The sequence below is a fragment of the Klebsiella sp. Q11 genome, assembly GCF_964241505.1.
GTDB classification, from domain to species: Bacteria; Pseudomonadota; Gammaproteobacteria; order Enterobacterales; family Enterobacteriaceae; genus Klebsiella; species Klebsiella michiganensis.
On the sequence record NZ_CAXSXW010000001.1, the window covers coordinates 326,940 to 343,246 of the forward strand.

The 16,307-nt window shown below is 58.4% G+C and carries 12 protein-coding genes; 5 read left to right on the forward strand and 7 right to left on the reverse strand.

The features are described from left to right. Positions 1–12: 12 nt before the first annotated feature. Positions 13–654, reverse strand: coding sequence for a hydrolase (locus ACESQ2_RS01480; protein WP_004848179.1), 642 nt, complete (start codon positions 652–654; stop codon positions 13–15). A 291-nt stretch (positions 655–945) separates the two neighbouring features. Between ACESQ2_RS01480 and ACESQ2_RS01485 the strand changes: the two genes are divergently transcribed. After that, positions 946–1,848, forward strand: coding sequence for a LysR family transcriptional regulator (locus ACESQ2_RS01485; RefSeq protein ID WP_004129645.1), 903 nt, complete (start codon positions 946–948; stop codon positions 1,846–1,848). On the opposite strand, the gene malZ is transcribed toward ACESQ2_RS01485, so the two are convergent. The 5 genes from malZ to phoB form a co-directional block, all read right to left on the reverse strand. Next, positions 1,845–3,662 (reverse strand): maltodextrin glucosidase, encoded by a 1,818-nt coding sequence (malZ, locus tag ACESQ2_RS01490; protein ID WP_368767841.1) that lies wholly within the window; start codon positions 3,660–3,662, stop codon positions 1,845–1,847. The two genes, ACESQ2_RS01485 and malZ, sit on opposite strands and share 4 nt — an antisense overlap. A gap of 153 nt (positions 3,663–3,815) precedes the next feature. Continuing rightward, complete coding sequence (proY, locus tag ACESQ2_RS01495) at positions 3,816–5,186, reverse strand: proline-specific permease ProY (RefSeq protein WP_014228149.1); 1,371 nt, start codon at positions 5,184–5,186, stop codon at positions 3,816–3,818. Between the two features lie 123 nt (positions 5,187–5,309). Next, on the reverse strand, positions 5,310–6,629 hold the full coding sequence (gene brnQ, locus ACESQ2_RS01500; protein WP_025107191.1) for a branched-chain amino acid transporter carrier protein BrnQ: 1,320 nt from the start codon (positions 6,627–6,629) through the stop codon (positions 5,310–5,312). 418 nt (positions 6,630–7,047) lie between these two features. After that, positions 7,048–8,337 (reverse strand): phosphate regulon sensor histidine kinase PhoR, encoded by a 1,290-nt coding sequence (phoR, locus tag ACESQ2_RS01505; RefSeq protein ID WP_004848171.1) that lies wholly within the window; start codon positions 8,335–8,337, stop codon positions 7,048–7,050. A gap of 21 nt (positions 8,338–8,358) precedes the next feature. Continuing rightward, on the reverse strand, positions 8,359–9,048 hold the full coding sequence (gene phoB / locus ACESQ2_RS01510) for a phosphate response regulator transcription factor PhoB (protein ID WP_004099401.1): 690 nt from the start codon (positions 9,046–9,048) through the stop codon (positions 8,359–8,361). 278 nt (positions 9,049–9,326) lie between these two features. Between phoB and sbcD the strand changes: the two genes are divergently transcribed. From sbcD to ACESQ2_RS01525, 3 genes are all read left to right on the forward strand, one after another. Next, a complete protein-coding gene (sbcD, locus tag ACESQ2_RS01515) occupies positions 9,327–10,529 on the forward strand; it encodes an exonuclease subunit SbcD (RefSeq protein WP_014228147.1) in 1,203 nt (400 codons plus the stop codon). Continuing rightward, complete coding sequence (gene sbcC / locus ACESQ2_RS01520; protein ID WP_046877011.1) at positions 10,526–13,660, forward strand: exonuclease subunit SbcC; 3,135 nt, start codon at positions 10,526–10,528, stop codon at positions 13,658–13,660. Before sbcD ends, sbcC begins: the two co-directional genes overlap by 4 nt. Before the next feature lie 289 nt (positions 13,661–13,949). Then, a complete protein-coding gene (locus ACESQ2_RS01525; protein WP_014228145.1) occupies positions 13,950–14,312 on the forward strand; it encodes an NUDIX hydrolase in 363 nt (120 codons plus the stop codon). A gap of 47 nt (positions 14,313–14,359) precedes the next feature. On the opposite strand, the gene mak is transcribed toward ACESQ2_RS01525, so the two are convergent. Continuing rightward, positions 14,360–15,265: a fructokinase gene (mak, locus tag ACESQ2_RS01530; protein WP_046877012.1), complete on the reverse strand. Its 906-nt coding sequence runs from the start codon at positions 15,263–15,265 to the stop codon at positions 14,360–14,362. Between the two features lie 90 nt (positions 15,266–15,355). On the opposite strand from mak, the gene rdgC reads away from it, so the two are divergent. Next, positions 15,356–16,267 carry a recombination-associated protein RdgC gene (gene rdgC / locus ACESQ2_RS01535; protein WP_004099396.1) on the forward strand — a complete coding sequence of 304 codons (912 nt, stop codon included), beginning with the start codon at positions 15,356–15,358 and terminating at the stop codon, positions 16,265–16,267. Positions 16,268–16,307 lie beyond the last annotated feature (40 nt).

Below are 16,307 nucleotides of genomic sequence, written 5' to 3' on the forward strand. Positions count from 1 at the left end.
GATGAAGTGTATTTAAGCTTTACGCTCTGGCGCGCCGTGCACCATGGTATAAGCGTAATCCACGCCCATCCCGTAGGCGCCGCTGTGCTCGCGCACCAGGTCCATCACCGCGTCATACGTCTCTTTACGCGACCAGTCGCGCTGGTACTCCAGCAGCACCTGCTGCCAGGTTACCGGCACCGCGCCGGCCTGCACCATACGGTCAATGGAGCGTTCGTGGGCATCAACCGAGGTGCCGCCGGAGGTATCGGTCACCACGTAAACTTCATAGCCCGCATCCAGCGCCATCAGCGCCGGGAAAGTCAGGCAGACTTCCGTCCACAGTGCGGAAATAATCAGTTTCTTGCGTCCGGTCGCCTTTACCGCTTCAACAAAAGCCGCGTCTTCCCAGGAATTCATTGAGGTACGTTCAATAGGTTTCACATCAGGATGTACGGCCAGCAGTTCCGGCCAGATATAGCCGCTGAAGCTTTTGGTTTCTACTGAGGTATAAATCACCGGAACATTAAAAATTTTGCCCGCTTTGGCTAAGGCTACCGTATTATTTTTCAGGGTCTGACGGTCAATATTGGCTACGCCAAAAGACATTTGCGGCTGGTGGTCAATAAAAATAAGCGCTGAGTTTGAGGGATCGATCAGTTCACGAATAGACATAACATATCCTGTTAATCAATGAGTTAAAAAGATACTACCGTTTCCGTTGTGCTGTCTGGATCCTGACTGATAAAGCATGGTGAGTATAGTCAGTAATTTCTAACGAGTTATTAAAGATTTTTTTCTGATTTATTTCCAAAGCGAAAAGTAATGGCTATTCGATTAACCATTACAAGATGGGCGAAATTATGTTTATCAAATTTTTACGGTTAACCGTTCTAAATTATTCACTGGAATTGAACAGGGCGCTCCGGTAAAACGGGGGCACTCTTTTTTACCGGAAGCTGACGCATGCGCCTGAACCTTGATGTCCTGTTGATTCTCGACGCGCTGGACAAACATGGCTCTTTTGCCACCGCCGCAGAATCGCTATTTAAAACCCCTGCCGCGCTGAGCTACATGATTCAAAAGCTGGAAAACGATCTGAATATCACTCTGTTGGATCGCTCCGGGCACCGGGCAAAATTTACCGATACGGGCAGAATGATGCTGGAGAAAGGCCGATTGCTGCTGAATGCCGCCAAAGATCTGGAAAAGCAGGCGGTGCAGCTCAGCGCCGGTTGGGAGCGGGATCTGGCAATCGCCCTGGATGACTCTTTCCCGTTTAGCGCGCTGCTGCCGCTGATCGACGCGTTCTACGCCCAGCATCCGCAAACCCGCCTTAACTTTACCCACCATACCCTTGCGGGCTCGTGGGAAGAGCTCACCCACAACGGCGCGGATATTATTCTCGGGGCGATCAATGAACCGCCGACCTCCGCCGAGTGGTCGTGGAAAATGCTCGGCGCCATGGACAATATTTTCGTCATCGCGCCGGGGCATCCGCTGGCGGAAACAACCCAACCGCTGACCAACAAGCAGCTCAGCCTGCATCGCGCGGTGGTTATCAGCGACAGCGCCCGCTACTGCCATCCGCTCAACAGCAACCTGCTCGACGAGCAGCCGCAAATCCGCGTCGATGATTTCGCCAGTAAAGTCGAACTCTTGCGCGCCGGGCTGGGCTGCGGCTTTTTACCGCGCCACATTGCCCGGCCGTGGCTGGAAAAAGGCGAGCTGGTCGAAAAGGCCGTCATCTCCTGCCGCGAGAAAGATATCACCTATATGGCCTGGCGCAGCGGCAACGACGGGCTGGCCCAGCGCTGGTGGCGCGAGGCCATTTTGCAAAGTGAAAGCCTGGGCCAGCTCTACGACTAGCGGCTAAACCAGACGCTGGCGGAGATCGCCGGTAGCGTCAGCACGCCGTCGTGTAGCGCCCCGGCGCCCTCTTTCAGCTGCCAGCCGGTGACGTCGAGCAGCGGCGAATCCTCCACCACCACCTCGCAGGCTTCGCCGCGGTTGATCGCCACCAGCACGCGCTGCTGCTTATAGACGCGCGCGAACACCACCACGTTATCTTCGGCATAAATTACCTGACAGCCGCCGTAGCGCAGCGCCTGATTGGCCTTACGCAGCTTGCTCATCCGCTTGTACAGTTCGAGCAGAGCGCCATCCTGCAAAGCCGGATCCCACGGGAACGGCTTACGGCAGAACGGATCGTTATTGCCATCCACGCCCACTTCATCGCCGTAGTAAATGCACGGCACGCCCGGCCAGCTAAATAGCCACACCACCGCCAGCGGCAGGCGGGCAACATCTTTGCCGAGCAGAGACTTAAAGCGCGCGGTATCGTGGCTATCGAGCTGGTTAAACATCCGCAGCTGCTGCTGGTGCGACAGTCCGGCGCGATAGTTATCCATCCACGCCATACAGGTCTGCGCATCGATTTTCTGCGGATCGTAGGAGATATCGGTGTTCGCGAGAAAGCCCCACAGCGGAAAGGTAAAGCCGCGGTAGTTCATCGCCGAGTCTTCAACGTCGGCCTGTAGCCACTGGCGCGCGTCGCCGAAATGCTCACCGAACACGAAAGCGTCCGGCCGCTCCAGCTTCGCCGCCTGGGTAATGCCGGCGATATGGCGCAGGTTATTGCGCGCCCCGCCCTCTTCGCCCAGCATATGCACCACATCCAGGCGCCAGCCGTCCATGCTCCATGGCGCTTTCAGCCAGTGGCGCACGATACTATCTTCCCCGCCATAGATTTCATCGATCAGCGTCGACGACCGGTAGTCCAGCTTAGGCAAGCTGGCGTATCCCAGCCAGTCGTGGGCAACGCCCTCGGGGGAAAAATTATACCAGTCGCGCCACGGCGAATCGGCGTTATGGCAGGCACCGCCGCTACCGCGCTGGTGGCGGTCGAACCAGGCATGCGAATCGCCGCTATGGTTGAACACGCCATCGAGGATCAGACGCATTCCCTCTTTTTGCGTATGGTGGCGCAGGCGCAGCAGCGCCGCATCGCCGCCAAACTGCGGATCAACGCGACGATAATCCTCGGTATCATATTTATGCACGCTGGGGGCGACAAATACCGGATTCAGGTACAGCGCCGTTACGCCAAGCTGCTTCAGGTACGGCAGCCGCTCGCTGATACCATCGAGATCGCCGCCGTAAAAGGTGGAGCCGCCCGCCTCGGCGGTTAGCGGTTCATCCCACGCTTTGCGTACGATGTCGTGACCGGCGGCGTGATGGTAATAAATCGCATCCTGTCCCGCTTCGCGAGACTCGCTGCGGGCAAAACGGTCAGGGAAGATTTGATAAAATACCTGATCGGCTACCCACTGCGGTCCGCTGTCCGGCAGATCGACCGCAAACTGCTCCAGCCTCGCCGGCGGAAAGCGGTTGAACCCCTGCGGCGTGAACCACAGCTGGCGGTCGGCCCACAGCAGCTTGAAGCTGTAGCGGCGACGCGGCTGCCCGTTAACGAGGCTGATTTCCCCGCGCCACGCCACCACGCCCGGATGCGGCTCCTGCCGCAGGCGGTGCATCGGCAGCGACAGCTCTTCGTTGTCCTCTTCCGCGCGCAGCGTGACCCGCGGCGGCAGATCGTCGCCGCTTAACCATAGCGTAATAATCAGTCGTTCCTGCTGTTCCTTAATAAACGGAGCAACCGGGAGGTGCCATGCCTTCAACATCATTATTCCTCTCTTTGCAGAATGGGCACACCTTGCCACAGCGTACTGGCGTATGACTCATCATCGGCAGAATTATTGGGGGAGGATGGCGGGGGTGGAGGGATAGCTTGCCGGATAGCCCGTGCGTATCCGGCAAGAAGAGAACGAAAATGACTAGGCTTTCGCCAGTTTTCGCTCGCGGCGGGTTTTAAACTGCCAGCCAATCAGCAGCAGGAGAATCCACGCAAAGCCAACGTACAGCGAGATGCGGGTATCAGGATGGTAGCCGATCAGACCGATAATAAAGACCAGGAACAGCAGGCCAATCACCGTGGTCGCGACCCCGCCAGGCACCCTGAACTTCAGCGCCTTCGCCTCTTCCGGCGGCAGGCGGCGACGGAAGGCGATCTGCGACAGCAGGATCATAATCCACACCCAGACGGTGGCGAAGGTCGCCAGCGAGGCGATCACCAGGAAGACGTTCTCCGGCATAATGTAGTTAAGATAGACCGCGAACAGCAGGGCAATCGTCATCACCGTCACCGTCACCCACGGCACCCCGCGACGGGAGGTTTTCGCGAACATTTTCGGCGCGCTGCCCTGCTCCGCCATGCCGTGCAGCATACGCCCCACGCCAAAGACGTCGGAGTTAATCGCCGACAGCGAAGCGGTCAGCACCACAAAGTTCAGGATGCTGGCGGCAAAAGTGATGCCGAGATGCTGGAAGGTCAGTACGAACGGGCTGCCGTTGGTCCCCACCTGGTTCCACGGATAGATAGACATAATCACAAACAGCGTCCCGACGTAAAACACCAGGATACGCATCGGCACCGAGTTAATAGCGCGCGGAATGGATTTCTCCGGATCTTTCGCTTCGCCGGCGGTGATACCGATGATTTCGATCCCGCCGTAGGCGAACATTACCATCTGCAACGACATCACCATCCCCAGCCAGCCGTTGCTGAAGAAGCCGCCGTTGCTCCAGAGGTTGTGGATACCCGTCGGCTGCCCGCCGTTGCCAATACCCCAGATAATGATGCCGAAACCAGCGAGGATCATGATGATAATCGTGGCGACTTTGAAGAAGGAGAACCAGAACTCCAGCTCGCCGAAGACCTTCACGCTCATCAGGTTGACGGCGCAAATAATCAGCACCACGCTGAGTACCCAGATCCAGTGCGGTACCGCCGGGAACCAGACGCCCATATAGATACCGAAGGCCGTGACGTCGGCGATGGCGACAATCAGAATTTCGAAACAGTAGGTCCAGCCGGTGATATAGCCCGCCAGCGGGCCAAGATAATCCTGCGCGTAGCGCGAGAATGAACTGGCGGCCGGGTTATGCACCGACATCTCGCCCAGCGCGCGCATGATAATGTAGGCCGCGGCGCCGCCGATAATATAAGCCAACAGAACGCTCGGCCCCGCCATTTTAATCGCGTCAGCCGAACCATAGAAAAGGCCGGTACCGATTGCCGACCCCAGCGCCATAAAGCGAATATGCCGGGTACTTAGCCCGCGCTTAAGCTTGTTACTACTTTCCATCGTGTTCCATGCCGTTTTTCTCCTCTGGCCTTCGCGGGGGCAAAGAACAAAGGAGGGTGACCAAAAAAACAAAAAACCACGGGACCTGAAGTCCCGTGGTTAAACACCTGTGTAAAGCGTCGGTTAGTGCGCGCTGGATGTCACCTGACGTCCCGCTGCGCGATCCCAGATAACCGCCAGCACCACCATAACGGCGGTTGGCATCAGCCAGGCCAGACCCTGCTCCGCCAGCGGCAGACGCGCGGTCCAGGACGGCATCATCTCTGCAAACGCCGACGCTTTAATGCCGTCAATGATACCAAACATCAGGCTGATAAACATTGCCGGGGCGATTACGCGGGACGAATTATGCCACCAACCGCGGGTAAAGCTTAATACAACCAGTGCGATACACGGCGGATAGATAGCCGTCAGCACCGGAATCGAAATCTGAATCAGGTGACTCAGGCCGAGATTGGAGACCGCCATCGAAAACAGGCCGAGGATAAACACCAGCGTACGGTAGGAGAACGGCAGGTACTGGGCAAAGAACTCCGCGCAGGCGCAGGTCAGGCCCACCGCCGTCACCAGACAGGCGATAAAGATCAGCGCCGCCAGCAGGAAGCTTCCCGCGCCGCCGAAGGTGTGCTGGACGTAAGCATGCAGAATCGCCGCGCCGTTAGCGGACTGCTCCACCAGCGTGCCGCTATCGGAACCTAAACGGAACAGCGCCAGGTACAGCAGCGTCAGGCCCACGCCGGCCATCAGGCCAGCCCAGACGGTGTAGCGGGTCAGCAGGCGGGCTTCGGTCACCCCGCGAGAACGCGCGGCGTTGACAATCACGATACCAAAGACCATTGCCCCGAGGGTGTCCATGGTCAGATAGCCGTTGACGAAGCCGTTAGAGAACGGCGCGGTGCGGTAGGCTTCCATCGCGTGGCTCAGCGGACCGGCAGGCCAGACGATTGCCGCCACGGCGAGAATAATCAGGGCGATAATTTTCAGCGGCGCGAGGAAATTCCCCACGGTGTCCAGCAGCTTGCCCGGGTAGAGCGAAACGAGGATCACCAGCGCAAAATAGATAATGCTGTAAATCAGCAGCGGCAGCGGGCCGTCGCCGGTCAGCGGCGCAATCCCCACCTCAAAAGAGACGGTCGCGGTACGCGGGGTCGCGAACAGCGGCCCTACGGCCAGATAGCAGACGACCGCCAGCAGGATACCGGCGACTTTACCAATCGGCGTGCTCAGGCTCTCTACGCCGCCGCCGACTTTTGCCAGCGCCACGACCGTTAGCACCGGCAGACCCACGGCGGTAATCAGAAAGCCAATGGCCGCGCTCCAGACGTGTTCGCCGGCCTGTAAGCCAACCATTGGGGGGAAGATAATATTGCCTGCGCCGACAAACAGCGCGAAGGTCATAAAGCCCAACGCTATGATGTCGCGAGATTTTAACTGATGGGTCATAAATTCATTACAGCCTGTGGATGTGGTGTTGTAAAAACGGATAAATACCGCGCCTTTCCCCTGGGGATGATACAGCGGCCATTGTCAGTAAACTCAGCGGGATATGCTCCCAAAGCGGCGTGGAAAAGAATTGTTTTTTGAATTACCACGCAAAAACAGTCTGTCTGCGACCGTAGGGGGGCAATTTAAACGCTTATAACGTTTTAAAGCAAGGAGGGATCGCAAAAGCAGATGATTATGCTAACTCTATTTTGATGCGTAGAATTATTTACCTGATGGATAGAAAACATCTGGCTTATCATGCGAACAAAAAAGCAGCGAGCGTTCGTTAATTACGCAGCTGTGATTGCGCTGCAAAGGAAAATGACCAGCCGAAGCTGGTCATTGGCAAGTTATTCTGACACCCGGCCGCTCGGGCTCAATTTTTGGCAATTAAACGTTCCGGTAACAGGAAGCTAAAGCGGGTGCCTTTCCCCAGCGTACTCTCAATTTCGAGGCGGCTATCGTGATGGCTGACGGCGTGTTTGACGATCGCCAGCCCCAGACCGCTGCCGCCGGTCTGCCTTGAACGCGCTTTATCCACCCGGTAGAAACGCTCGGTCAGACGCGGAATATGTTCCGGCGCGATGCCCGGCCCGTTATCTTCGACGCTGAACAACGCTCCGTGCGGCGCGCGCTGCCAGCTTACGGTAATGTCCGTTCCCGGCGGCGTATGGTTGACCGCGTTATAGACCAGGTTGGAAATGGCGCTGCGCAGCTGTTCTTCATTACCCAGTACTTTCAGCGATTCATCGACCGAAAAATGCAGCACCTGCCTCTGCTGGCTTAGCGTTTGCGCCTCGCGCTCGACCACCCGCAGCATCATCGGCACATCGATTTTATCGTTCATCGCCAGTACCGGCGCGGCTTCGATTCGCGACAGCGTCAGCAGTTGCTTAACCAGTCCTTCCATGCGCTGGGTTTGTTCACGCATGGTGTGCAACGCTTTTTCGCGCGTTCCCCCTTCCAGCACCTGCTCCTGCATCATCTCCAGATACCCCTGCAGCACCGTCAACGGCGTGCGCAGTTCGTGGCTGACGTTGGCGAAAAAGTTTCGCCGCGCCCCTTCCAGCTGGTGCATCTGCGTGACATCGCGCGCCACCATCAGCAGCTGTTTATCGCTATAGGGCATCACGCGAATTTCAAGATGACGGCCGTTATTCAGCACCAGATTGAGCGGTTTGGAAAAATCGCGGTATTTCAGATAATTGGCAAATTCAGGGTAGCGCAAGAGGTTAAGGATGTTCTGCCCGTTATCGTCAGGCCAGCGCAGATTCAGGATCTGCTGGGCCAGACCGTTGCACCAGAACATCACCCCTTCTTCGGTGGTCAGCACCACCGCATCCGGCAGAGACTCCGCCCCGCTGCGAAAGCGCTTAATCAGGCTTCCCAGCTCACGGCGGCGCTTTTTATTACGCATCTGCATCTGGTGCAGTCCGTAAAGCAGCGGCTCCCAGCTGCCGCTGCCCGGCGGCGGCGTCATGCTGCGATCAACCCACAGCCACCACGACAGGCGCATCAGATTCCAGAAATGCCAGACAAGAAGACCGGTCACTGCCGCCAATAAAAACCACGGCAGGTAACCTAAAAACGCCCCGAGGATCAGGGCCGGGATACAACACAAGAAAAGCTCAAGCGCCAGCCTTTTCCATGACAGCCGTTCCAGCACGGTTCACACTCCTGTCAGCATTCAGAAACGGGCGGAGAAACGATATCCCGTACCGCGAACCGTTTGTACCATCCGGTCATGGCCGCTATGTTCCAGCGCTTTGCGCAGACGGCGAATATGCACGTCTACCGTTCTGTCTTCGACATAAACGTTGGTTCCCCAGACGTGATTCAGCAGCTGTTCGCGGCTATAGACTCGCTCCGGGTGCGTCATGAAGAAGTGGAGTAATTTAAACTCCGTAGGCCCCATATCCAGCGGGTTTTCGCCGGTCATGACGCGATGCGAAGAGGGGTCGAGGCTCAGCCCCTGCATTTCAATCACCTCCTCCACCGCCATCGGCGAAATGCGCCGCATCACGGCTTTAATTCGCGCCACCAGCTCTTTCGGGGAAAACGGCTTAGTGATGTAGTCATCGGCGCCGGTCTCCAGGCCGCGGACGCGATCTTCCTCTTCGCCGCGGGCGGTCAGCATCACCACCGGAATATCGCGGGTCATCGCTTCACGCTTGAGCTGTTTAATAAACTGCAGACCCGACCCGCCCGGCAGCATCCAGTCAAGGAGGATCAAATCAGGCCAGGGTTCATTGAGCTGATTGACCGCGCTGTCAAAATCTTCCGCCTCGACGGGCTGAAAGCCGTTTTGCTCCAGAACAAAGCAAACCATTTCGCGGATTGGAGCTTCATCTTCAACGACCAGAATTCTTCTCGCCATTATTTACCCTGTATTTTTTAGCCATCAGTATAGAAGTGCGCGGCCATTATGCGTCAGATTTATGACAGATTTATGAAAAAAATGACCGCCAGATGAACGCGGATTTCGAATTGTGACACGGACTTAACTCAGCGAAGAGCGGCGTTATCCCCCCAATAATTCAGGTTTCACTCCCCACAAGTACAGGTAACCAGGTGGCTGGACGTAGCCAACGCATAAGCAACTTGCAGGATGACGGGTATATAATGCCGCTTACGCTTTTTTGCTATGGAACAACTATGCGCATCCTTCACACCTCTGACTGGCACCTTGGGCAAAATTTTTACAGCAAAAGTCGCGCCGCCGAACATCAGGCGTTTCTCGACTGGCTGCTGGCCAGCGCGCAGGAGCATGACGTCGATGCCATTATTGTTGCGGGCGATATTTTTGATACCGGCTCACCGCCGAGCTACGCGCGCGAGCTGTATAACCGCTTTGTCGTTCAGCTGCAGCAGACCCGCTGCCGGCTGGTGGTGCTGGCGGGAAACCACGATTCGGTCGCCACCCTCAACGAGTCGCGAGACATTCTCGCCTTCCTGAATACGACGGTGGTGGCCAATGCCGGCCACGCCCCTTTTATCCTGCCGCTGCGCGACGGTACGCCGGGGGCGATTTTTTGTCCGGTACCGTTCCTGCGCCCGCGTGAGCTGGTGACCAGCCAGGCCGGGCACTCTGGCGGCGAAAAGCAGCAGCTGCTGCTCAGCGCCATCAGCGACTACTACCAGCAGCAGTACCAGCTGGCCTGCGAACTGCGCGGCGACCGGGCGCTGCCGATTATCGCCAGCGGCCATTTAACCACCGTTGGCGCCAGCAAAAGCGACGCGGTTCGCGAAATCTATATCGGTACGCTGGACGCCTTCCCGGCGAGCCGTTTTCCGCCCGCTGACTATATCGCGCTCGGCCACATTCACCGGGCGCAGGTGGTCGGCGGCTGCGAACATATCCGCTACAGCGGTTCGCCCATCCCACTGAGCTTTGACGAAACCGGGAAAAATAAGAGCGTCAATCTGGTCACTTTCGCTAACGGCTGCCTGACGGACGTCACGCCGCTTATCGTCCCCGTCACCCAGCCGCTGGCGGTCCTGAAGGGCGATTTCGCCAGCATTAGCGCACAGCTAAACCAATGGCAGAATAACGACCAGCAGCCCTCAGCGTGGCTGGATATCGAAGTCACCAGCGACGAATATATGCATGATATCCAACGTAAAATCCAGGCGCAGACCGAAACGCTGCCGGTAGAAGTGCTGCTGGTACGCCGCAGCCGCGCCCAGCGCGATCGCATTCTGGCCGGCGCTCAGCGCGAGACCCTCAGCGAACTGCAGGTGGAGGACGTCTTCGCCCGCCGTCTGGCGCTGGAAACGCTGGAAGCGACGCAGCAGCAGCGCCTGGAACAGCTCTTTAATGAAACGCTGCATAGCCTGAACGGTGAGGATCGCCTGTGAAAATACTCAGCTTACGCCTGAAAAACCTCAATTCACTTAAAGGCGAATGGAAAATTGATTTCACCGCTGAGCCCTTCGCCAGCAACGGACTGTTCGCGATTACCGGGCCAACCGGCGCCGGAAAAACCACCCTGCTGGATGCTATCTGCCTCGCGCTGTATCACGAAACCCCGCGCCTGAGCAGCGTGTCGCAATCGCAGAACGATCTGATGACCCGCGACACCGCCGAATGCCTGGCGGAAGTGGAGTTTGAGGTCAAAGGCATCGCCTACCGCGCCTTCTGGAGCCAGAACCGGGCGCGAAACCAGCCGGACGGCAACCTGCAGGTTCCGCGCGTCGAGCTGGCGCGCTGCGAGGACGGCAAGATCCTCGCCGATAAGGTCAAAGATAAGCTGGAACTGACCGCCTCGCTCACCGGCCTGGACTATGGCCGCTTCACCCGCTCGATGCTGCTGTCGCAGGGGCAGTTCGCCGCCTTCCTGAACGCGAAACCGAAAGAACGCGCCGAGCTGCTGGAGGAGCTGACCGGCACCGAGATTTACGGCCAGATTTCGGCACAGGTCTTTGAAAAGCATAAGCAGGCCCGCGTCGAGCTGGAGAAAATTCAGGCCCAGGCCTCCGGCGTGCTGCTGCTGAGCGACGAACAGCAGCAGGCGCTCCAACAACGTTTGCAAGCGCTTACTGATGAAGAAAAACAGCAGGTTAGCGAACAAACCCGCCTGCAAAATGCCCGTCAGTGGCTGGTACGCGGCGCAGAGCTGACGGCAGAAGATCGGCAGGCTCAAACCGCGCTACGCGAAGCGCAGGCTGCGCTGGAGCAGGCGCAACCGCAGCTTACCGTATTGCTGAATGCCCAGCCCGCGGAGCAGCTACGCCCGCAGTGGACGCGTCAACAGGAGCAAATCGCCGCGCTGGCGCAAACCCGCAATCTGAGAGAAGAAGTAAATACTCGCTTACATGAACGACTGCGGCTGCGGGCGGGGATTCGCCTCGCCGCCCGGCAGCAATCTGAACGCCTGCAGAACCACCAGCAAACGCTCGCCGCATGGCTAAAAGAGCACGACCGCTACCAGCGATGGGGCAATGCGCTGGCGGGCTGGCGGGCCGCTTTCCAGCAGCAGGCCCGCGATACGCAGCAGCAAGCCGCTCTGCAGCAGCGTCTGGCGGAAACCAGCCGCCGGCTGGGCGAACTGCCGCCCGACGGGCTGGCGCTGGATGCTGAGCAGGTCAGCGCCGGCCTCGCGCAGCACGCCGCGGCGCGCGCTCTGCGCCAGCAGCTCGCGGCCCTGCATGGCCAGCTGCAGCCGCTGAGCCAGCGATTATCACAGCTTCATGCCGCCGGGCAGGCCAGTAAGCAGGAGCAGGAGCGGCTGGAAACCACCCTGGCCCAGCGCCGTCAGGCCTATAAAGAGAAGAATCAGCAGTTTAGCGATGTCAAAGCCCTGTGCGAAATGGAAGCGCGCATTGCCGGCCTGGAGGCCGAACGAGCCCGCCTGCAGCCCGGTTCCCCCTGTCCGCTCTGCGGTTCCGCGCAGCATCCGGCCGTCGCCGAGTATCAGGCGCTGGTTCCCGGCGTAAATCAGGCGCGGCGCGATGCGCTTGAGCGCGAAGTCAAACAGCTGGCGGAGGCCGGCGCCCTGGTGCGCGGCGAGCTGGACGCCCTGCTTAAGCAGCAGCAGAAAGAGGCCACCGAGAAAGCATCGCTTCTGCAGCAGGAGCAAGCGCTTACCTCACGCTGGCAGGCGACGATCGCCGGATTAAATATCGACCTGACGCCAAAGGATGACATTCCCGGCTGGCTAAACGCGCAGCAGGAGCATGAACAGCGGCTGTATCAGCATCAGCAGCGTCTGGCCTGGCAGGCCCAGCAGCAGGAGTGCCAGCAGCAGCTCCAGCAGCTCCAGCAGGAACAAGCGCAGCGCAGCGCCGCGCTGGCGGCTGAACTGGCCGCATTTGCGCTGAGTTTACCGGCAGCAGAGCAGGCCGCAGGCTGGCTGGCGCAGCGGGAAGACGAGACCCGCGGCTGGCAGGCCAAACAGAACGAACTGATCGCCCTGCAGGAACAGCTTCAGCAGTTGACCCCGCTGCTGGAGTCCTTGCCGGAAACGGACTTAGCGGCGGAACCCGCGCCGCTGGACGGCTGGCGCCAGGTGCACGACGACTGCCTCGCGCTTCAGAGCCAGTGGCAAACCCTGGGGCAGCAGGAGAGCCAGCAGCAGGCTCAGTTGAAAGAGAGCGAAGCGCAGTTCAGCGCGGCGCTGGCCGCCAGCCCGTTCGCTGACCAGCAGGCGTTTCTCGCCGCGCTGCTCGATGAGGAGACGCGCCGGCGCCTTGAACGCCTGAAGCAGACGCTGGAAAGTACGCTACAGCAGAATCAGGCGCTGGCGATGCGGGCCCGCGAGGCGCTGGATAACCACCGCCAGCAGCCGCCGGCGGAAACGGATATCAGCCAGCCTCTTGAGCGGGTACAGGAACAGCTTCAGCAGCTGACGACGCTGCTGCGGGAAAACAGCGCCCGTCAGGGAGAGATTCGCCAGCAGCTGAAGCAGAATGCAGAAAACCAGCAGCGTCAGCAGTCGTTACGCCAGCAGATGGAACGCGCTGCGCAGGAAGTGGAAGACTGGGGATGGCTGAACGCGCTTATCGGCTCCAGAGAGGGCGATAAATTCCGTAAGTTTGCGCAAGGCCTGACGCTGGATAACCTGGTGTGGCTGGCCAACCATCAGCTCAACCGCCTGCACGGCCGCTATCTGCTGCAACGCAAAGCCAGCGACGCCCTGGAGCTGGAAGTGGTCGATACCTGGCAGGCGGACGCGGTGCGCGACACCCGGACGCTGTCCGGCGGCGAGAGCTTCCTCGTGAGCCTCGCGCTGGCGCTGGCGCTCTCCGATCTGGTGAGCCATAAAACGCGGATAGACTCGCTGTTTCTCGATGAGGGCTTCGGCACTCTGGACAGCGAAACCCTGGATACCGCTCTGGATGCGCTGGACGCGCTCAACGCCAGCGGCAAGATTATCGGCGTCATCAGCCACGTTGAGGCGATGAAAGAGCGCATTCCTGTGCAAATTAAAGTTAAAAAAATCAACGGGCTGGGCTATAGCCGTCTCGATAAAGCTTTCGCCGTCGAATAAATTTCCCCCTCCGCACCTGTCTTCAAGCCTCTCCCCCACGGGAGAGGTCGCGCCGTTGCCCGGGCTCAGCATCCACGATAAATCTTGATATTGCACGAATTTGCATGATAAGTTTAAATTCATTGCTTTAACGATGAGCTTCAGGCGAAATCATGCATAAAAACCGTGCTTATTATTTTAACCACATCATTTCGTGCAAAAACGTGCATTCATAACTTTTTCTGAGGGCGTGCTGCAGCCTCCGGCAGCATCGTCCCATCCCCTCTGGCCCATTAAGAAGGTCTTAACCATGAAAAGCTTACTTATTTTGATTGCCGGCCCGGTACGCAGCGGCACCCACAATCGCGCGGAACTTATCGACGCTAACCTGAACAATATGGCCCAGGTTGCGCTACGCGTTTATCAGAAAGGGCATATCCCCGTGGTCGGCGAATGGCTGGCTCTGCCCATCGCCAAAGCTGCGGGTTCAACGGAAATTGGCGATGCGATTAGCGAGGAATATCTCTACCCGGTCGCTCACCGTGTCATTAGCCGCTGCGACGCTATATTGCGCATGCCGGGCGAATCCCGCGGAGCGGACCTGGATATTGAGGAGGGCAAAAAAAGGGGGCTGTCGATTTACTACAGCCTGGAGGAGATCCCGGACCGGTAATCCACGGGATACCCGCTGCGCCGTTCAGGCCGCGCAGCGGTTGATGATTACAGCGGCCACAGCCAGGCCGCGCCGCGCACGCCGCTGGAGTCCCCGTGCGCCGCCCGGCGAATCGGCGTCTCGCATTCACCGCCGAATACCCATGGTTTTAGCAGATTCGGCACCGTCTGGTAGAGACGGTCAACGTTGCTCATTCCGCCGCCAAGCACAATAACGTCCGGATCGAGGATGTTAACCACGTGAGCCAACGACTTCGCCAGCCGCATCTCATAGCGGCTCAGCGCCAGCTCCGCCAGCGGATCCCGCTCGCCCACGCGCTGCATAATCTCGCTGCCTTTTAGCGAATGACCGCTTAACCGCCGGTAATCGGTCGCAAAGCCGGTACCGGAGATAAAGGTTTCAATACAGCCCTGCTTGCCGCAGTAGCACGGTACTTCAGCGCGATAGCGAAGTTCCTCTTCATCCATCCACGGCAGCGGGTTGTGCCCCCACTCGCCCGCCGTACCGTTGCCGCCAATATGGGCGCGTCCGTTAAGCGCCACGCCTGAACCGCAGCCGGTGCCGATAATCACCGCAAATACCGTTTGCGCCCCGGCCGCCGCGCCGTCTACCGCTTCCGACACCGCGAGGCAGTTGGCATCGTTGGCCAGACGAACTTCCCGTTGCAGACGCTGGCTAAGGTCTTTATCAAACGGCTGACCGTTGAGCCAGGTTGAGTTAGCGTTTTTGACCACGCCGGTATAGGGCGAAATCGATCCGGGGATGCCGATGCCGACCGTGCCGCTCTGCCCGGTAGCCTGCTCGGCCATCTCGACCAGCGAGGCTATCGTCTCTATCGTCTGGCGATAATCGCCCCCTGGCGTAGGCAGGCGATGACGAAATAGCTGCGCTCCCTGGTCGCTCAGCGCGATGACTTCCGTTTTGGTTCCGCCTAAATCAATGCCAATGCGCACTGTGAATTCCTCTCCCGATTAACAATGCAAGCATAGCGACAATTCGCTATCATGCCCGCTGGATTTAACGACTAAGCCGTGGAAATTATCATGCTGTGGTTCAAAAATTTAATGGTTTATCGTCTCAGCCGCGACATTTCCCTGCGCGCCGAGGAGATGGAAAAACAGCTGGCCGAGCTGACCTTTACCCCTTGCGGCAGCCAGGATATGGCCAAAACCGGTTGGGTACCGCCGATGGGATCGCACAGCGATGCGCTGACGCATACGGCAAATGGCCAGATCGTTATCTGCGCGCGTAAAGAAGAGAAGATCCTGCCGTCTCCGGTGATCAAACAGGCGCTGGAAGCAAAGATCTTCAAGCTGGAAGCCGAGCAGGGCCGTAAGCTGAAAAAAACCGAAAAAGATTCTCTGAAAGATGAAGTGCTGCATTCCCTGCTGCCGCGCGCCTTCAGCCGTTTCAGCCAGACCATGATGTGGATCGATACCGTCAACGGGTTGATCATGGTGGACTGCGCCAGCGCCAAAAAAGCGGAAGATACGCTGGCGCTGCTGCGTAAAACCCTGGGCTCGCTGCCGGTTGTTCCGCTGGCGCTGGAAACCCCGATCGAACTGACGCTGACCGAGTGGGTGCGTTCCGGTACCGTAGCTCAGGGCTTCCAGCTGCTGGATGAAGCCGAGCTGAAAGCGATGCTGGAAGACGGCGGCGTGATCCGCGCGAAAAAACAGGATCTGGTGAGCGACGAGATCGCCGTGCACATTGAAGCCGGTAAGGTCGTCACCAAGCTGGCGCTCGACTGGCAGCAGCGCATTCAGTTCTTAATGTGCGATGATGGTTCGATTAAACGCCTGAAGTTCTGCGACGAACTGCGCGATCAGAATGAAGATATCGATCGGGAAGATTTCGCCCAGCGTTTTGACGCGGACTTTATTCTGATGACCGGCGAGCTGGCCGCGCTGATTCAGAATCTGGTGGAAGGGTTAGGCGGCGAAGCGCAGCGCTAATCTCGTGAATTCCTTCCTGCCAGCGCAGGAAGGAAACGAA